This window comes from Chelativorans intermedius (assembly GCF_025398255.1).
GTDB classification, from domain to species: Bacteria; Pseudomonadota; Alphaproteobacteria; order Rhizobiales; family Rhizobiaceae; genus Chelativorans; species Chelativorans intermedius.
Genome location: NZ_JAODNW010000003.1, coordinates 100,419 through 118,207 on the forward strand (window position 1 = coordinate 100,419; position 17,789 = coordinate 118,207).

General features: G+C 66.0%; 14 protein-coding genes. 9 read left to right on the top strand and 5 right to left on the bottom strand.

Translation table 11 applies throughout. From position 1 onward, the window contains the following. Positions 1-40 precede the first annotated feature (40 nt). The 4 genes from NYR58_RS04440 to NYR58_RS04455 form a co-directional block, all read right to left on the bottom strand. Positions 41-1,144: an ABC transporter ATP-binding protein gene (locus NYR58_RS04440; protein ID WP_261519272.1), complete on the bottom strand. Its 1,104-nt coding sequence runs from the start codon at positions 1,142-1,144 to the stop codon at positions 41-43. A 146-nt stretch (positions 1,145-1,290) separates the two neighbouring features. Next, complete coding sequence (locus tag NYR58_RS04445) at positions 1,291-2,427, bottom strand: carbohydrate ABC transporter permease (RefSeq protein ID WP_261519273.1); 1,137 nt, start codon at positions 2,425-2,427, stop codon at positions 1,291-1,293. Beyond that, a complete protein-coding gene (locus tag NYR58_RS04450) occupies positions 2,424-3,386 on the bottom strand; it encodes a carbohydrate ABC transporter permease (protein WP_261519443.1) in 963 nt (320 codons plus the stop codon). Before NYR58_RS04450 ends, NYR58_RS04445 begins: the two co-directional genes overlap by 4 nt. Before the next feature lie 345 nt (positions 3,387-3,731). Next, positions 3,732-5,087, bottom strand: a complete 1,356-nt coding sequence (locus NYR58_RS04455) for an ABC transporter substrate-binding protein (RefSeq protein WP_261519274.1) — start codon at positions 5,085-5,087, stop codon at positions 3,732-3,734. Between the two features lie 306 nt (positions 5,088-5,393). Between NYR58_RS04455 and NYR58_RS04460 the strand changes: the two genes are divergently transcribed. From NYR58_RS04460 to NYR58_RS04495, 8 genes are all read left to right on the top strand, one after another. Then, entirely contained in the window at positions 5,394-6,482 is a 1,089-nt protein-coding gene (locus NYR58_RS04460; RefSeq protein WP_261519275.1) for a substrate-binding domain-containing protein, read from the top strand. Between the two features lie 47 nt (positions 6,483-6,529). Next, positions 6,530-7,888, top strand: a complete 1,359-nt coding sequence (locus NYR58_RS04465) for a GH1 family beta-glucosidase (protein WP_261519276.1) — start codon at positions 6,530-6,532, stop codon at positions 7,886-7,888. Positions 7,889-8,036: 148 nt separating this feature from the next. Beyond that, a complete protein-coding gene (locus NYR58_RS04470; RefSeq protein WP_261519277.1) occupies positions 8,037-8,696 on the top strand; it encodes a DUF599 domain-containing protein in 660 nt (219 codons plus the stop codon). 102 nt (positions 8,697-8,798) lie between these two features. Beyond that, positions 8,799-10,226 carry a mannose-1-phosphate guanylyltransferase/mannose-6-phosphate isomerase gene (locus NYR58_RS04475; protein ID WP_261519278.1) on the top strand — a complete coding sequence of 476 codons (1,428 nt, stop codon included), beginning with the start codon at positions 8,799-8,801 and terminating at the stop codon, positions 10,224-10,226. 648 nt (positions 10,227-10,874) lie between these two features. Beyond that, on the top strand, positions 10,875-11,849 hold the full coding sequence (locus tag NYR58_RS04480) for a metal ABC transporter solute-binding protein, Zn/Mn family (RefSeq protein ID WP_261519279.1): 975 nt from the start codon (positions 10,875-10,877) through the stop codon (positions 11,847-11,849). Between the two features lie 11 nt (positions 11,850-11,860). Continuing rightward, entirely contained in the window at positions 11,861-12,676 is an 816-nt protein-coding gene (locus NYR58_RS04485) for a metal ABC transporter ATP-binding protein (RefSeq protein ID WP_261519280.1), read from the top strand. Between the two features lie 3 nt (positions 12,677-12,679). Beyond that, positions 12,680-13,891, top strand: a complete 1,212-nt coding sequence (locus NYR58_RS04490; protein WP_261519281.1) for a metal ABC transporter permease — start codon at positions 12,680-12,682, stop codon at positions 13,889-13,891. Positions 13,892-13,902: 11 nt separating this feature from the next. Beyond that, the gene (locus tag NYR58_RS04495; RefSeq protein WP_261519282.1) at positions 13,903-14,829 is read left to right on the top strand and encodes a metal ABC transporter permease; all 927 of its coding nucleotides are present in this window, start codon (positions 13,903-13,905) and stop codon (positions 14,827-14,829) included. A 27-nt stretch (positions 14,830-14,856) separates the two neighbouring features. Here the strand turns inward: NYR58_RS04495 and NYR58_RS04500 are convergent, their stop codons facing one another. After that, positions 14,857-17,007, bottom strand: coding sequence for a heavy metal translocating P-type ATPase (locus tag NYR58_RS04500; protein WP_261519283.1), 2,151 nt, complete (start codon positions 17,005-17,007; stop codon positions 14,857-14,859). A gap of 68 nt (positions 17,008-17,075) precedes the next feature. On the opposite strand from NYR58_RS04500, the gene NYR58_RS04505 reads away from it, so the two are divergent. After that, positions 17,076-17,504 carry a MerR family transcriptional regulator gene (locus tag NYR58_RS04505; RefSeq protein WP_261519284.1) on the top strand — a complete coding sequence of 143 codons (429 nt, stop codon included), beginning with the start codon at positions 17,076-17,078 and terminating at the stop codon, positions 17,502-17,504. Positions 17,505-17,789: the final 285 nt, after the last annotated feature.

A 17,789-nucleotide genomic window follows, 5' to 3' on the forward strand; every position in this document is an offset into this window, starting at 1 on the left:
GTTTCGGTCGGCGCTCTCATAGCACGCCCTGCGCGCTGCGTCACCCTTGCGCGCCGTCCAGATAAAGCAGCGACCGCCCGGACTCGTTGAACAGGTGCAGCTTGCCGGGATCGGCGGCCAGCGAAACCGTCTCGCCGCGGTTGAAGCGCTGCACGCCGGGCAGCTTCACGATGACCGGATCGGGCACGTTTTCGACGTCGAGATAGACATTCGTCACCTCGCCGAGGGACTCGACAATGTTCACCCGCCCATCGAACAGGCCGTTGCCGTTGGTGGCGATGGTGAGATCCTCCGGGCGAACGCCGAGCCGCACCTCCTTGCCCGCCATCTCGGCGGGGGAGGGAATGGGCAGGTCGGCGCGCGTCTTGCCCAGCCGGATGGTCGTCTTCTCGCCGGTCTTGTCGATCTTCGCCGGCTGGATGTTCATGGCCGGGGAGCCGATGAACTGGGCGACGAACAGGTTGGCAGGCTTCTCGTAGAGCTCGATGGGCGCGCCCACCTGCTCGATATGCCCGGCCGAAAGCACCACGATGCGGTCGGCCAGCGTCATCGCCTCCACCTGGTCGTGGGTGACGTAGATCATCGTCGATTCGGGCATCGACTCCTTGAGCTTGGCGATCTCGATACGCGTGGCGACGCGCAGTGCCGCGTCGAGGTTCGACAGGGGTTCGTCGAAGAGGAAGACCTTCGGGTCGCGCACGATGGCGCGGCCGATGGCCACGCGCTGGCGCTGGCCGCCCGACAGCGCTTTCGGCAGGCGGTCGAGATAGGGCGTCAGTTGCAGGATCTCCGCTGCCGCCTTCACCCGCTTCTCAATCTCGGCCTTGGGCGCCTTGGCGATCTTCATGCCGAAGGCCATGTTGTCGTACACGCTCATGTGCGGATAGAGCGCGTAGGACTGGAACACCATGGCGATGCCACGCTGGGAGGGCGGGATGTCGTTGACCCGCTCCTCGCCGATATACATGTCGCCGGAGGTGATGCTCTCGAGCCCGGCAATCATGCGCAGAAGCGTCGACTTGCCGCAGCCCGACGGCCCGACAAACACCACGAACTCGCCCGTCTTGATCTCCAGGTCGATGCCGTGGATGACCTCGGTCGCCCCATAGCTCTTCTTGATGTTCTTGATCAGAACGCCGGCCATCACTTTCCTCCGCGGTCATGTTTCGTGAGGATCCGCCGCCCGAAGTGGCGCGCGGTCTGCCTGTGTTTCTTCCACCTGCCGCCGCGGCCGTGTCCGGCCGGTGGGCGACAGGCAAGCTTGCCCCTCGCGGCTGTCACCATGCAGTCTCAGCCCCCCTTGACGGAGCCGGCGAGCAGGCCCCGCACCAGATAGCGCTGCAACGCAAAGAAGACGATGATCGGCACGACGATGGCCACGAAGGCCGACGCCGTGAGGATCTCCCAGTTGCCGCCCCGCGAGCCCAGAAGCTCGCGCAGCCTGCCGGTCATGACGAGCTGCTCCTCGTTGTTGCCCAGGAAGACGGTCGCCACCAGAAGGTCGTTCCACACCCACAGGAACTGGAAGATGGCGAAGGAGGCGAGCGCCGGGAATGACAGGGGCAGCACGATCTTCCTGAAGATCTCGAAATCCGAGGCACCGTCCACCCTGGCGCTCTCGATGATCTCGCGCGGCAGGCCGGCGATGTAGTTGCGCAGAAGATAGATGGCGAGCGGCAGGCCGAAGCCCGTGTGCGCCAGCCAGATGCCGATATAGGACTTGCCGATGCCGACGTCGTTGTAGAGCCGCAGGAGCGGGATGAGCGACATCTGCAGCGGCACGACCAGCAGGCCCACCACCGTCGCCAGCAAGAGAGCGCGGCCCGGAAACTGCATCCAGGAAAGCGCGTAGGCCGCATAGGCGGCAATGAGGATGGGGATCACCGTTGCCGGAATGGTCACCGTCAGCGTGTTGATGAAGCTCTGGCCGATGCCCTCGGAGAACAGCACCGTCCTGTAGTTGTCGAGCGTGAATTTCGGCGGCTCCAGCGAGGTGACGAAAATGCGCTCGCCGCGCCTGCCCTCGGGCTGCTCCTCGAAGGCGAGCACATAGTCGCCGTTCTTGTCCACGGTGAGCGTGCCGCCGCCGCGCATCTCGGCCTGGGTGCCGGGCTCGAACTCCGAGGGCCGCTGGATGGAGACCCCGAAGGCGCTGATGCGACCCGATCCCCCCTCGAAGACATTGCCGCGCAGCACCCACCGGCCGTCTTCTTCCACGGCATCGGCGGGTGGCGCGGTGCGCGCGACGATGTTCTGCTCGGAGGGGAAAAGGGCCGTCCACCAGCCGCTGACGGCGATCTGATCCTTGTCCCGCAAGGAAGAGATGAGAATGCCAAAGGTGGGCACCGTCCAGATCACCACAAGCAGAAGGACAGTGAGGTTGACGGCCCAGACCAGGGCAGGGCGCTTGCCGACGGCCGTGCTCATTTCATGTCCTTTCGTGCTTCGCGGATGTTCCAGATCATGATCGGCACGACCATGATCATGATGATGAGGGCGATGGTCGAGGCGCGGCCGAAATCGAGCCCGCGGAACATCCAGTCGAACATGTAGTTGGCCAGAACCTGGGTGCCCCACTGGCCGTTGGTCATCGTCAGAACGATGTCGAAGATCTTCAGCACGAGAATGGTGATGGTGGTCCACACCACGGCGATGGTGCCCCAGATCTGCGGCACCTTGATCTTGTAGAAGATCTGGAAGGGCGATGCCCCGTCGATGATCGCCGCCTCGATGGTCTCCTCGGGAATGCCGCGCAGCGCAGCCGAAAGGATGACCATGGCGAAGCCGGTCTGAATCCAGATGAGCACCACCATCAGGAAGAAATTGTTCCACAGGGGAATGGTGAGCCAGGCCTGCGGCTCGCCGCCCATGCTCGTGACGATGGCGTTGAGAACGCCGATCTGCTCGGTGCCCGGCGGGCGATAGTCGTAGATGAACTTCCAGATCACGCTGGCGCCGACGAAGGAAATCGCCATGGGCATGAAGATCAGGCTCTTGGCGATGTTGCCCCAGGCGATGCGGTCTGTCAGTGCCGCGGCGATCAGGCCGAAGAAGGTGGCGGCGGCCGGCACCACGATGAGCCAGAGAATGTTGTTGCGCATGCTCTCGCGGAAGCCGTCGTCAGCCGCCAGCCATTCGTAGTTCGACGTGCCCACCCAGGCCTGCCCGGTGGGGCCGTGAAAGCTCAGCCAGATGGAGTTGATGACGGGATAGACCAGGTACAGCGTCAGGATGACGATCGCCGGGCCCAGGAACAGCCAGGGGCGGATGGCGTTCGCCTTGGTCAGATTGGCCGCGATATTGGCGCCGGACGCCGGATAGATGGTGTCGAGAATACGGTTGGAGCCCCAGAAATAGCCGAAGCAGGCCGCAACGCCGAGCACCATGACCGCCACCGCACCGATCAGCTTGTAGGCGGGCAGGACAAGGCTGATGAGAAAGTAGGCGCCGGCAGCGAAGGCCACGCTGACCACGATGCCCGCAACCATGATGAAGAGGGTGAGGAGCGCGGTTGTGAAAAGCGATCCCAGTTCGGATGCGGATGCCGATGGCCCCGCCGTCGTCGATACTGCCACTGTTCAGCCCTCCGGCTGAGCGGACGCTTCGTCTTCGTGCCGCGAGGTCCGCTCTCGCTTGGTTGTAGGGAATGCGGTGCGGCGGGCCGCCTTTCCCGGTTTTTCTTCTGCCGGACGGGCGCCGCCTGGGCGCCTGTCCGGCCGCTGCCGGGGCAGCTACTTGATGGCGTCCCACTCCCTCTGGATGTCGCCAGTCACCTCCTCGGCGGACTTGCCGCTTACATAGTCGACCATGCCGGTCCAGAACGCACCGGCGCCGATGCGTCCGGGCATCAGATCGGATGCGTCGAAGCGGAAGGTGGTGGCATTGGTGAGGATTTCGCCCTGCTTCTTGAGCGCATCGTTGGCGTAGGCATCCGGGTTCACCTTGGTGAACGGGGTGAGGAAACCGGATTGCGCCATCCACAGTTCATGCGCGATCGGCGTCTTCAGGAACTCGATGAAGGCGCGCGCCGCCTCCGAATCCGCGGTGATGGCAAACAGCGTACCCGCACCCAGAACCGGATTGCCGAGATCCTTGTCCCCATAGGGCGGGAAGTAGAAGAAGTCGGCATCCACGCCAAGCTCGGTCCCCTCGGGGAAGAAGCTGGGAATGAAGGAGGCCTGGCGGTGCATGTAGCATCCGGGCGGGAAGGAGAAGAGCCCCGCCGGGCTGTCGCGGAAGTCGGTGGAGGCTACGGCCTTGGCGCCGCCGGCGACAAAGTCGTCGTTCCTGGCGAACCAGCCGAACTCCTCGATGGCGGCGACCACCCGCTCGTCGTTGAAGGGGATCTCGTTCGTCACCCACTGGTCATAGACTTCCGGCGGCTGCGTGCGCAGCATCAGGTCCTCCACCCAGTCGGTGGCCGGCCAGCCGGTGGCGCCGCCGGAGCCGAGGCCGATGCACCAGGGGGTGCCACCATCGGCGACGATCTGCTCGGTGAGCGCCTTCAGCTCTTCCATGGTCTGCGGCACTTCGTAGCCGGCATCCTCGAAATTCTCCGGCACGTACCAGACGAGCGACTTGACGTCGATCTTATAGGGGAAGGCGAAGAGCTGAGCATTGCCGTCCTTGTCGGGATAGGTGCTCAGATCGACCCAGGACTGGCCGGCCGCATAGTTCTCACGCAGCCAGTCCGCCGTTTCCCCGCCGAGCGGGGTCAGGTAGCCCTGGGCGGCCAGGTTGGCGGCCAGGCCGGGCTGCGGAAACACCGCCACGTTCGGGGCGCTGCCGGCTTGTGCATCGATGACGATCTGCTGCTCGAAGGAATCGGAGCCCGAATAGGCGACATCGGCACCCGTCGCCTCCTCGAAATAGGCGACGATCGACTCGATCAGCTCCTTGTCGGGGCCGAGCCAGGGGCCGAAAAGGGTCATCTCCTGGCCGGAGAGGTCGTACCGGGCAGCGAAGTCCTCGAAGCTTTGCCAGTTGAAGCGGCTGTCCTCGCCGGGTGCAAATTTCAGATTCTGCGCCATGGCGGTGCTGCAGAAAAGCACCAGCGCGCAGGCGCCGGCAACGGTCTGTTTCCTCATCATTTCCTCCACTCGCAGCCTTATGCCTTCGGCCAAGGCTCGACAAATTGATTTTCGAGCGGCGCCCCGCTCCCTGAAAGACATGGCCCAAAACTCAAAGCGCTTTGGGGTTTCTAGCATTGTGCCTTGAAAAACACGAGTCAAGATGCCCGTTGGGCGGGTGCACGATTTTGTCTTTTCCCATCATATGTTGTGCGATCCCGATGGCCCACGTGCAAGCCGGAGGGTCATATGCAGGCTTGATTTGCCGGCAGCGGTGCGAAATAGTTCAAAGCGCTTTGAAGGGAAGGGGATGGCGGTCCGGCGATGGCGCGCGATACGATCAATCTTCGCAGGCTCTCGGAGGTGCTGGGGCTTTCCCAGACCACGGTTTCGCGCGCGCTCAACGGGTTTCCCGAGGTCAACGAGAAGACGCGGGCGCGCGTTGTGGAGGCGGCGCGGCGGCTCAATTACCGGCCGAGCGCCAGCGCGGCCAGCCTTGCCACCGGCAGGGCCTGTGCCATCGGCCATGTGGTGCCGCTGGCCGAGCACATGATGATCAATCCGCATTTCTGCGACTTCCTGGCCGGGGCGGGCGAGGTCTATGCGCAGTTCGGCTACGAGATGCTGCTGCGCGTCGTGGCGCAGCCGCAGGAAACCGATGTCTACCGCGATTTCGCAAGCCGCGGGCGGGTCGACGGGGTTGTCGTGCACGGGCCGTTGACCGGGGATCCACGCATACCGCTGTTGAAGTCGCTGGGCCTGCCCTTCGTCGTTCATGGCCGCTGTGACGACGGCGGCGGCGACTACTCCTGGCTCGACGTCAACAATCGGCGGGCCTTCAGCCGCGCCACCGATTTCCTCGCCGATCTCGGGCATCGGCGCATCGCGCTCATCAACGGGCTGGAGGCGATGAACTTCGCCTATCGGCGGCGGCAGGGATACGAATCGGCGCTTGCCGCGCGGGGGCTGGAGCGGGACCCGGCGCTGGTCTTCAGCGAAGACATGGTCGAGCCGTATGGCTACCGCGTGGCGCGGCAGATGTTCACCGGCCCCAACCCGCCGACCGCCGTTCTCGTCTCCAGCGTGCTGCCGGCGATGGGCCTGGTGCGGGCGCTGGGCGAGCTCGGCCTGCGGCCGGGTGCGGATGTCTCCATCATCGCCTTCGACGACTGCCTCTCCTTCCTTCAGCCGGGCGGCGAGGCGAAGGCGCGGGAGGTGCCGTTTCTGACCGTCATGCGCTCTTCCATCCGCGAGGCCGGGCGTCGGGTGGCGGAGATGATCCTCGAGCAGATCGCGGCACCCGAGACGGGCCCGCGCCATGAGCTGTGGGAGGCCGAACTGGTGATCGGCCGGAGCACCGCACCGTGCCGAAGGCAGCGTGCGCCTCTTTCCGCGGCGGCAAAAAGCTGGTAACGCCCCGGAAAACCCGACAGCCAGGCCACGTTGCGAAGGACATGTCCATGAGCGAGCGCACAGCGAGCAGGGATGTAATCGATTACAAGCGCGCGGATTTCCCACCCGGCTTCAAGTTCGGCGTCGCGGCGTCGAGCTATCAGATCGAGGGGTCGAGCTTCGGCGGCTGCGGCACCTCGCATTGGGATACCTTCGCGGCGACACCGGGCAACACCGCGCGGGGCGAGGACGGCTCGGTGGCCTGCGATCACTATCACCGCTGGCCGCAGGACCTCGACCTGGTCAGCGATGCCGGCCTCGACTGCTATCGCTTCTCCGTCTCCTGGGCGCGCGTGCTGCCCGAGGGCAGGGGCAAGCCCAACCCGCAGGGGCTCGACTTCTACGACCGCCTGGTCGACGGCATGCTGGAACGCGGCATCGAGCCCTTCGCCACGCTCTACCACTGGGACCTGCCGGCACCGCTCGCCGATCTCGGCGGCTGGCGCAACCGCGACATCGCATCGTGGTTCGCCGAGTATACGGAGGTGGTCGGCCGGCGCCTCGGCGATCGGCTGGCAGCCACGGCACCCATCAACGAGCCCTGGTGCGTGGCCTGGCTCAGCCATTTCATGGGCCTTCACGCGCCGGGGCTGCGCGACATTCGCGCCGCGGCGCGCGCCATGCACCACGTGCTGCTCGCCCATGGCCGTTCGCTCCAGGCAATGCGTGCGCTGGGCATGAAGAATCTGGGCATCGTCACCAATTTCGAGTATGCCGCGCCGGCCGATGACAGCCCCGAGGCGCAGGCTGCGGCGCGGCTTTACGACGGCATCTACAATCGCTGGTTCCTCGACGGCGTGTTCAAGAGGGCCTATCCGGCGGAGGTGCTTGCGGGCCTCGGCCCGCACATGCCCGTGAACTACCAGGACGATTTCGAGGTTATCGCGACGCCCGTCGACTGGGTGGGCATCAACTACTACACGCGCAAGCTCATCGCGCCCGATGGCAGCAGGCAGTTTCCGGCGCTCAAGGAGGTGGAGGGGCCGCTGCCCAAGACGCTGATGGATTGGGAGATCTATCCCGAGGGCCTGTCCTTCTTCATCCGCCGCGTGCACGAGGACTACGCCCGGGGCCTGCCCATCTATGTCACGGAGAACGGCATGGCCTCGCCGGATCGCATCGAGGGGAGCAGGGTGGACGATCCCGACCGGATCGAGTTCCTCAACCGGCATCTGGGGGAGGTGCGCCGCGCCGTAGAGGACGGCATCCCGCTCAAGGGATATTTCGTCTGGTCGTTGATGGACAATTACGAATGGGCGCTTGGCTACGAGAAGCGTTTCGGCCTCGTGCATGTCGATTTCCAGACACTGGAGCGCACTCCCAAGGCCTCCTGGCATGCCCTGAAGGAGGCGCTTGCGCCGCGCTGAACGGGGCCGTTCCGAAACAGGCCGGGCCTTGGCAGAATGCCGCTTGCGGCCCGGCAGCATCGGTTGCGGAAAAAGCCTTGAGGATTTGCACCGCGTGCCGCGCGCGCATAGAAAGGGGCGATCTCAACCCGCCCTGGAGTGAAGCGACGTGACGCTTGCCGGCTCCCTGTTTCCGCTCATCTGCTGGTTCTTCTACACCGTGCTCGCCAGCCGCATCGAGGTGGTGCGGCCGTCGCTTTCCATCATCATGGGCGCCCAGCGCCGGCGCTGGGTGGCCAATGCCGTGCGCCGCGACACGCCGCTCGACGCGATTCTGTCCGGCAACCTGATGAGCGCCGTCTCCTTCTTCGCGTCCACCACGGTGCTCATCATTCTGGCGCTGTTCGCCGTCTTCGGGCAGATCGGCTCGGTGATGGAGGCGGTCGCCGCATTGCGGCCGGATCAGGCGCCCACCCAGCGCGAGGTCGAGGTGCACCTGGCCGTTCTCCTGGTCATGTTCGTGCTCGCCTTCCTCTCTTTCACCCTGTCGCTTCGGCAGTTCAACCACTTCTGCATCATGCTGGGGGCGGCCGACCATGCGGAGAAGAGCGACCCCGAAGAGGTGTTCGTGATGGCGGCGCTCAATACGCTGGGTGCGCGCAACTTCAACCAGGGCATCCGCGCCTACTATTTCACCCTCGGCATGTTCGCCTGGTTCGTCTCGCCCCTTGCCTGCATCGTCATTACGGTGCTCATCTTCGCCGTCATTCTCTATCGCGAGTTCTTCTCGGCGGCGCGCAATCTGGTGGCGCGGCTGAAGATGGACTGAGTACCGGTCGTTAAGCCGGCCGTAAGACCGGCGCCTTTAACTGGGACGCGATATGTCGTAAAGCCAGCGAAGCGAGATCTGCAAGCAAGGGTAGAGGGCTGAATGAGCGTGGTACCGGTCATCATCTGCGGCGGAGCGGGCTCCCGTCTTTGGCCATTGTCGCGGGAAAACCACCCCAAGCCGCTCATCCGGCTGGCCGACGGGCGGTCGCTCATCCAGCACGCCCTTCTGCGCGCCCTTGCCCTGCCGGGCGCGCGCGACGTCATTACCGTCACCAACCGCGAGCTCTTCTTCGCCATCGAAGACGAATACCGCCAGCTCGGTGTGGACTGTGGCCGCCGCCGCTTCCTGCTCGAACCGGAAGGCCGCAACACCGCGGCGGCGGTTGCCGCGGCCTGCCTCGAAGCCGCAGCGGCGCTGGGCGGCGAGACGGTGCTGTGCATCCTGCCCGCCGACCATGTCATCGCCGATGTGCCGGCCCTGGCGGAGGCGGTGGAGCGCGCCGAGAAACTGGCGCGAAAGGGGCGCATCGTCACCTTCGGCATCAAGCCCGACAGACCGGAAACGGGATATGGCTATATCGAGGCGGATGGCACGGATGTGCTGCGCTTCGTGGAAAAGCCCGATCTCGAGACGGCCCGCCAGTATCTGGAAAGTGGCCGCTTCTCCTGGAATTCCGGCATGTTCTGCTTCCAGGCACAGGCCATGATCCAGCTCATGGAGACGCTTTGCCCGGAGATCCTCGAAGGCTGCCGCAAGAGCCTCGATGCGGCGCACCGCATCGACGGGCCGCAGGATGTGGAGCGCATCGAGCTCGATGCGGAGCGTTTTTCCAAGGTGCCGTCGAATTCCATCGACTATGCAGTGATGGAGAAGGCGCCCAACGTCTCGGTGGTGCCCTGCGATGTCGGCTGGAACGACATCGGTTCCTGGGCGGCTCTCGGCGAGCAGTATGCGGATGACGGGCAGGGAAACCGTACGATCGGCCCCGTCATGGCCATCGGCGCCCGCGGCAATGTGATCCACAGCAGCGATCGGCTGATCGGTGTTGTCGGCGTGGAAGACCTGATCGTCGCCGACACGCCCGACGCCCTGCTGGTGACCACCAAGGAGCGGGCGCAGGAGGTGCGGCAGCTCTACGACCGGCTCAAGCGGGAGGGAAATCCGCTCCACCGCATCCATCGCACCGTTTACCGCCCCTGGGGTTCCTATACGGTGCTGGAGGAGGGGCCGCGCTTCAAGATCAAGCGCATCGAGGTGAAGCCCGGTGCCCGCCTCAGCCTCCAGATGCACCACCACAGGGCCGAGCACTGGGTCGTCGTCTCCGGCACCGCCCGCGTCGTCAACGGGGACAAGGAGATGATGCTGATCACCGATCAATCCACCTATATCCCCTGCGGCGCCAGGCACAGGCTGGAAAACCCGGGCATCATGCCGCTGGTGCTGATCGAGGTGCAGACGGGCGACTATCTGGGCGAGGACGACATCGTCCGCTTCGACGATGTCTATGGCCGCTCGGAGAAAGGCTAGGCCGGAGGCCGGGCCAGGAAGCGGAGCCGGCTCCCGAACCGCGCTCCGCCGGATTCATGGGTTGGCGACCCTGCGCCCATGGGATGCCACAGGTGCTGCGAGGCGAAGGCATCCGGCGGAAAGGGGTTGTGGCAAACAGCCTTGCAGCCACAACCCCCTCCCGGGAACCGGATAGCCGGGCAATCTGCTGGTTCTCAAAAGATTTTCCCGGGCCATCGTTATTCGTGGCACGGACGGAAAGCGCCGGGGGACCGTTGGCTCCGCCCGTTCAATGTTCGCCGGCGCCTTCAGCGGCCCGTCCGTCGGGTGGGAAAATGCGCCCGTGCGAACGTCCTCGGCAGCCGGGTCGGCTGAAAATGTATACGTAAACAGTATTCCGTAAACGTAAACGTCTTCGTAATGGACCAAATTGCCGGCCATGTCGATAGGTGCCGGGATCACGTTTTCTTTGACGCAGAAAGACGGGCGTTATGCAGGAACAAGCCGGGCGGGTATCGGTGGATGGCCGTGCTGCGTCAGCACCGGGAAAGCCCGCCCGATCCGTCATTTGAGAAGCTTCTACTTGCAAATCGTTTGCAATTGCATTACATGCGGTCGGACGACGGATGGATTTCAACATTGCTTTGCGCGTGCGCGGGAGGGACCTTCATGGTGAATCGACTGAGGCGGTTGACATTGGCGGTGCTGGCCGTGCTTCCAGCGGCGATGGCGCTCGTGCCGCCGCCGGCGCGCGCCGAAGGGCCGCTCAAGGTGGTGGCGACCACCGGCATGATCGCCGACGCCGCGCGGCAGGTGGGCGGCGATCTGGTCGAGGTGCGGGCGCTCATGGGGCCGGGCGTCGACCCGCATGCCTACCGACAGACACGCACCGACATTCTTGCCATGATGCAGGCCGATCTGGTGCTTTGGCACGGGCTCTATCTGGAAGCGCAGATGGAGGATTTCATGCATGCGCTGGCCGATCGCCGGCCGGTGGTCGCCGTTGCCGAGGCGCTGCCGCGCGAGGTGCTGCTCGCCCATGACACCTACAACAACAAGTTCGATCCCCATGTCTGGATGGACCCTGACCTTTGGTCCGGTGTCGTGGAGAGAGTGCGCGATGCCCTGATCGAGGCAAGGCCGGAGGGCGAGCGGGCCTTCCGCGCCAATGCCGGGAAGCACCTGGAGGAAATCGCCGGTCTTTCGGCCTATGCGAAGCAGGTTCTTGCCACCGTGCCGCAGGAAAGCCGTGTGCTGGTGACGGCGCACGACGCGTTCAACTATTTCGGCCGTGCCTATGGGTACGAGGTGCTCGGCATCCAGGGCATTTCCACGGAGAGCGAGGCCGGTCTCAACCGCGTTGCCGAGCTGGTCGACCTTCTGGTGCAGCGCAGGATCGGTGCCGTCTTCGTGGAGTCTTCCGTGTCGGACCGCAACATGCGCGCCCTTGTCGAGGGTGCGGCGGCCAAGGGCCAGGAAGTGGAGATCGGCGGCCAGCTCTTCTCCGATGCGATGGGCCCCAACGGCTCCTATGAGGGCACCTATGTCGGCATGATCGACCACAATGTGACGACCATCGCCCGGGCGCTCGGCGGCCAAGCGCCGGAGCGCGGCATGCAGGGCCGCCTGGCGGCGGGAAGCTGAGGAGCGGCAGCATGAGCAACCCGGCCCTTGAACTGGCCAGCGAGGCGGGCGAACAGCTTGCCCGCCCCGTTCCCGCCGACAGCCCCCTGGCCATTCGCGGGCTCACCGTCTCCTATGGGGAGAAGCCGGCGGTCTTCTCTGTCGACGCGACGGTGCCGGCCCGGTCGATGACCGCCATCATCGGCCCCAACGGTGCCGGCAAGTCCACCCTGCTCAAGGCGGCGCTCGGCATCGTGCCTCGGCTTTCCGGTCGCGTGCTGGCGTTCGGCGTGCCGCTGGCGCAGGTCATGCACCGCATCGCCTATGTGCCGCAGCGTGCCTCGGTGGACTGGGATTTTCCCACCCGTGTCATCGACGTGGTGCTGATGGGGCTCTATCGCGAGCTCGGGCTTCTGGGCCTGGTGCGCCGCCATCATCGCGAGCGGGCGCTTGCCTGTCTGGAGCGTGTCGGCATGGCCGAGTTCGCCGGACGTCAGATCGGTGCCCTCTCCGGTGGCCAGCAGCAGCGTGTCTTCCTAGCCCGTGCATTGGCGCAGGATGCCGATCTGTATCTGCTGGATGAGCCCTTCGCCGGCGTCGATGCAGCCACGGAAAGGGCCATCATCGACGTGCTCAAGGCGCTCAAGGCGGAGAAGCGCGCCGTCGTGTGCGTGCATCACGACCTCGCCACGGTGACGGACTATTTCGACCACGTGCTGCTCATCAATGTGCGCCGAATAGCCGAGGGGCCGGTGGCCAGCACCTTCACCGCCGAAAACCTGCAGAAGACCTATGGCGGCCGTCTGGCCACCGCCCATATCGACCAGCTCAAGCTGCCGGCTGCCTGAGCCATGTTCGCCCTCTTTCTCGACGCCCTGCTTCTCCAGGCCGGCTATAATGCCGCGCTGGTGGCGCTCGGGGCGGCGCTGCTCGGCATGGCGGCGGGCGCCGGCGGCACCTTTCTCTTCCTGCGCAAGCGTGCGCTGGTGAGCGACGCCGTGGCGCATGCGACGCTGCCGGGGGTGGGAATCGCCTTCATCCTCATGGTCGCTCTCGGCGGCGACGGGCGCAATCTGCCTGGCCTGCTGCTGGGCTCCGCCGTTTCCGCCGGCCTCGGCCTTCTGGCCGTACAGTGGATTGCCGGGCGCACCCGGCTCGCCGAGGATGTGGCCATCGGCGCGGTGCTCTCCGTGTTCTTCGGCTTCGGCATCGTGCTGCTCACCATCATCCAGACCATGACGCGCGGCTACCAGGCGGGGTTGGAAAGCTTTCTTCTGGGCTCGACGGCGGGAATGCTGTTTCAGGACGCCGTGGTCATCGCGGTGGGTGGAGCGCTTGCCGCCGCCTTTGTCGTGGTGTTCCGCCGGCCGATGACGCTGGTTGCCTTCGATCCCGAGTTTTCCGCCTCCTCCGGCATCGACGTGCGGCGCATGGATCTCGCGATGATGGGGCTGGTGATGGCCGTCACCGTCATCGGGCTGAAGATCGTCGGCCTCATCCTCATTGTGGCCATGCTGATCATCCCTCCCGTCACCGCCCGCTTCTGGACGGAACGCTCGGAGCGCGTGATCCTGATCGCCGGGCTCGTCGGCGGTCTTTCCGGCTATCTGGGGGCGGCGCTGTCGGCCTCGGCGCCAAACCTGCCCACGGGCCCCATCATCGTGCTCGTCGGCTTCGCCTTCTTCCTGGTTTCGCTTCTGCTGGCGCCGGGCCGTGGCGTGCTGGCTGCCGTCATCCGCCGCCGCCAGTTCCAGTTGCGTGTGCACCGGCGCCAGGGGCTTCTGGCGCTTGCCCACGGGGAGGCGATCTTCGATCCGCTCACGCTGGCGGTGCTGCGCCGGGAGGGCCTTATCCGCCAGGACGGGGTAGCGACCGAGAAGGGCAGGGCGCATGCCGCCAAGACCTTGCGCGACGAGAGGCGCTGGGCGCTCGCCCGCCGGCTCTATCAGGACGAGGCCGTCGCCGGTCGCTATGACGGCCTGACGCCCATCGAAACGGTGCTCACGCGCGACGAGATCGCCGAGCTCGACCGGCGGCTCGGGCCGCCGGCGCCGGCCATATGAGGGAATCTCCCATGGGTGCGGAATTCGTCCAGCTCAGCCTCACGCCGCTCCTCATCGGCGTCCTTGCGGCCATTGCCTGCGCATTGCCCGGCAATTTCCTCATTCTCAGGCGCCAGGCGCTGATCGGCGATGCCATCAGCCATGTCGTGCTGCCGGGCATCGTGGTTGCCTTTCTCGTCACCGGGGTCACTGCCACGTGGCCCATGCTTCTGGGGGCGGCGGGGGCGGCGGTGGTCGCCGTCATCCTCATCGAGGCCATCAAGCGGCTGGGCCGCATCGAGCCCGGGGCGGCGATGGGCGTGGCCTTCACCTCGCTCTTTGCCGCGGGCGTGCTGCTTCTGGAGCAGAGCGATACGAGCGGCGTCCACCTCGACGTGCAGCACGCCCTCTACGGCAATCTGGAAAGCCTCATCTGGTTCCAGGCCGAGGGTTGGCATTCGCTTGCCGACCCCGTGGCGCTTGCCGCGCTTCCTCCCGAGCTGGTGCGCATGGCCGTCACCGCGGCGGCGATTGCGCTTCTCACCGCGTTCTTCTGGCGGCCGCTCAAGCTGTCCACTTTCGACGAAGGGTTCGCCGGCGCCGTCGGCATTCCCACGGCGGCCGTCAGCCTCGGTCTCGTCATTGCCGCGGCGGTGGCGGCGGTGGCGGCGTTCGACGCCGTCGGCTCCATCATCGTCATCGCCATGTTCATCTGCCCGCCGGCGGCCGCCCGTCTGATGACCAACCGGCTGGAGGTGCAGGTTCTGTGGAGCGTTGCCTTTGCCGCGCTTTCGGCCATCCTCGGCTATGTGCTGGCCGGCTACGGCCCGCTGTGGCTGGGCGCCGACAACGCCGTGAGCGCAGCCGGCATGATCGCCACCGTCTCCGGCCTCATCCTGGCGCTTGCCTGCCTGTTCGCCCCGCATCGCGCTCGCATCGGGGCGCCGAAGGGCGTTTGAGGCCGGGTGGGAAATCCTTCCGGCGGCTCAGCTCTGCCCCTTCCAGGCGAGCAGCCGCATGGCATTTGCCGTCACCAGCACCGTTGCACCGGTGTCGGCCAGAATGGCCGGCCACAGCCCGGTAATGCCGAGCACGGTGGTGGCGAAGAAGGCGAGCTTCAGCCCGATGGCGATGGCGATGTTCTGGTGGATGTTGGCCATCGTCCGCCGCGACAGGGCGATCATCGCCCACACATCGTCCAACCGTCCGTGCAGAATGGCCGCGTCCGCCGTCTCCAGCGCCACGTCGGTGCCGCCGCCCATGGCGATGCCGACGTTGGCGGCCGCAAGGGCTGGCGCATCGTTGATGCCGTCGCCCACCTTGCCCACCTTCAGGCCGCGGTCCTTCAGCGCACCGACGATGCGGCTCTTGTCCTGCGGCATCAGCTCCGCGTGCACCTCGACACCCAGCTCGCCGCCGATGGCGGCGGCCGTGCGCCGGTTGTCGCCCGTCAGCATCAGCGTGCGAATGCCGGCGGCGCGCAGGCGGGCGAGGGCGGCGCGCGCGTCCCTGCGCGGCTCGTCGCGCATGGCGATGGCGCCCGCCGCCCTGCCGTCCACGAGCAGCACGGAGACGGTTTTCCCCGCCTCGTTCAGCGCCGCGATCCTGCGGCCGTGCTCGCCGCCCAGCGCCTGCCGCTCGCCGGCTGCGCGCGCGGAGCCGAAGAACACCGTCCTGCCCTCCACCGTGCCGGCGACACCCCGCCCGCCCTCGGCGGCGGCATCGGTGGCCTGCGGGATGGAAATCCCCTCGCTTGCCGCCCGTTCCAGCACCGCAAGCGCCAGCGGGTGACTGGCATTCTGTTCAAGCGCCGCAGCCAGGCGCAGCACCTCCTGCGGTTCCGCTGCAAAGCCCAGCACATCGGTGACGCGCGGCCGGCCCTCCGTCAGCGTGCCCGTCTTGTCGAAGGCGATGGCCTGAAGCCGGCCGACCTCCTCCAGCACCGCGCCGCCCTTCATCAGCAGCCCGCGCCGCGCACCGGCCGAAAGGGCCGCGGCGATGGCCGCCGGCGTCGAGATCACCAGCGCGCAAGGGCAGCCGATGATGAGGATCGCCAGCCCCTTGTAGACCCATTCGAGCCATGCCGCGCCCGTCGCCAGCGGCGGCACGACGGCCACCAGAAGCGCCAGAAGCACGACAGCCGGCGTGTAGTGACGGGAGAAGCGGTCGATGAAGCGTTCCGTCGGCGCCTTCTTCTCCTGCGCCTCTTCCACCAGCCGGATGATGCGGGCAATGGTGTTGTCCTCGGCGGCGGCTTCCACGCGCAGGCGCAGAACGCCCTCGCCATTGATCGTGCCGGCGAACACCGTGTCGCCCGCGGTCTTGTCGGCTGGCAGGCTTTCGCCCGTCACCGGCGCCTCGTCCACGGCGCTCGAGCCGGAAACAACCGTGCCGTCGGCGGCAATGCGGTCGCCGGGGCGCACCACGATCACGTCGCCGATGGCCAGCCGCTCGGCCGGCACTTCCTGCACGCTTCCATCCTCCCGTTCCAGCCGGGCCGTCTTCGGCATGATGTCGCCCAGGGCGCGGATGCTGGCGCGCGCCCGGCCTGCAGCCACACCTTCGAGCAGCTCGCCGACGAGGAACAGCAGGATGACGACCGCCGCCTCCTCCGCAGCACCGATGATGACGGCGCCGGCGGCCGCGATGCTCATCAGCGTTTCGATGGTGAACGGCGCGCCGGCGCGAGCCGCGGCAAGCGCGCGCCGGGCAATCGGCACCAGACCGACCAGCATGGCAAGCGAGTAAAACCAGCCATCGCCGGCGGGGAAGATGCGCGCCGCCAGAAAGGCGGCCGCCAGCGCAAGTGCGCACAGCGCGGTCAACCGCGCGCGCGGCTCCTGCCACCATGGGAGCCGGGTCTCCGTTTCGAGGGTGCGTCTCGCGGCCTTCCGCCCTGCCCCGCTTTCGCACTCCATCGGCAGCAGGCGGTAGCCGAGCCGCTCCACCTGGTCTTCAAGCGCTGGACGCACGGCCGGCGCATCGGCATGTTCGACCGTCATCGTGCCGCTGGCGGCGGAGACGATCACCTCGCGCACGCCGTCGATGCGGCGCACGGCCGTGTCGATCTTGCGCGCGCATCCGGCGCAGTCCATGCCCTCCACCCGATAGCGGCTGGTGCTCGAAACGTTCTTCATCCTGCGCATCCTTGATCGCTCATGCGCCGAGACCTACTTCCTGTAGCGGCTATAGGAGCAAGGGAAAAATGACCGTCGAGGCCATCTCAATCGGCGAGGCCGCCCGTCGCAGCGGCGTCAAGGTGCCCACCATCCGATTCTACGAGCGAATCGGTCTTTTGCCCGCCCCGCCGCGCAGCCAGGGCAATCGGCGCCAGTTCGACGAGAAGGATCTTCACCGCCTGAGCTTCATCCGCCACGCGCGCGAGCTGGGTTTCGGAATGGAGGACATCCGCGAGCTTCTCGCCCTGACGGAAGAGCCGCAACGCTCCTGTCACGAGGCCGACAGCATCGCCGTGCGCCATCTGCGCGAAATCGAGGGCCGCATCGCCAAGCTTCAGGCGCTGAGCGGGGAACTGAGGCGCATGGTGCAGGAATGCGGCCATGGCAAGGTGTGCGAGTGCCGGGTCATCCAGGTGCTCGCCGACCACGGAGAATGTCGCAGCGAGGTGCATTGAGGCGGCGGGAATTGTGCGCCTGCTGTCACACGGAATACGTGTACCGATTGTATCGGTAGCTGTTCCTCATCATGCCGTTTATGGGCCGGGACATGGCTCCACGAACCGCTTGAGAAAAGAAATCCTGAATATCTACAATAAGTTGAGCGTATTGTTAGGTGTCTGGAAAATAGTACCGCAAGCGGTGCACGTTTAGATTGTAATTGTACAACCGTTGCGCTAGTTTGCTTCGTATTCGTTGTGCCCGCAAGGGGGGTGTCCCGAATGTAAGCCAGCGCCGGGTCA

Bases quoted from the DNA above. Each gene is read 5' to 3' on its own strand.
- NYR58_RS04445 (WP_261519273.1), bottom strand. From the start codon at position 2,427: ATGAGCACGGCCGTCGGCAAGCGCCCTGCCCTGGTCTGGGCCGTCAAC.
- NYR58_RS04455 (WP_261519274.1), bottom strand. From the start codon at position 5,087: ATGAGGAAACAGACCGTTGCCGGCGCCTGCGCGCTGGTGCTTTTCTGC.
- NYR58_RS04480 (WP_261519279.1), top strand. From the start codon at position 10,875: ATGGTGAATCGACTGAGGCGGTTGACATTGGCGGTGCTGGCCGTGCTT.
- NYR58_RS04465 (WP_261519276.1), top strand. From the start codon at position 6,530: ATGAGCGAGCGCACAGCGAGCAGGGATGTAATCGATTACAAGCGCGCG.
- NYR58_RS04490 (WP_261519281.1), top strand. From the start codon at position 12,680: ATGTTCGCCCTCTTTCTCGACGCCCTGCTTCTCCAGGCCGGCTATAAT.
- NYR58_RS04475 (WP_261519278.1), top strand. From the start codon at position 8,799: ATGAGCGTGGTACCGGTCATCATCTGCGGCGGAGCGGGCTCCCGTCTT.
- NYR58_RS04485 (WP_261519280.1), top strand. From the start codon at position 11,861: ATGAGCAACCCGGCCCTTGAACTGGCCAGCGAGGCGGGCGAACAGCTT.
- NYR58_RS04505 (WP_261519284.1), top strand. From the start codon at position 17,076: ATGACCGTCGAGGCCATCTCAATCGGCGAGGCCGCCCGTCGCAGCGGC.
- NYR58_RS04450 (WP_261519443.1), bottom strand. From the start codon at position 3,386: ATGGTGCTCGGCGTTGCGGCCTGCTTCGGCTATTTCTGGGGCTCCAAC.
- NYR58_RS04460 (WP_261519275.1), top strand. From the start codon at position 5,394: ATGGCGCGCGATACGATCAATCTTCGCAGGCTCTCGGAGGTGCTGGGG.
- NYR58_RS04500 (WP_261519283.1), bottom strand. From the start codon at position 17,007: ATGAAGAACGTTTCGAGCACCAGCCGCTATCGGGTGGAGGGCATGGAC.
- NYR58_RS04495 (WP_261519282.1), top strand. From the start codon at position 13,903: ATGGGTGCGGAATTCGTCCAGCTCAGCCTCACGCCGCTCCTCATCGGC.
- NYR58_RS04440 (WP_261519272.1), bottom strand. From the start codon at position 1,144: ATGGCCGGCGTTCTGATCAAGAACATCAAGAAGAGCTATGGGGCGACC.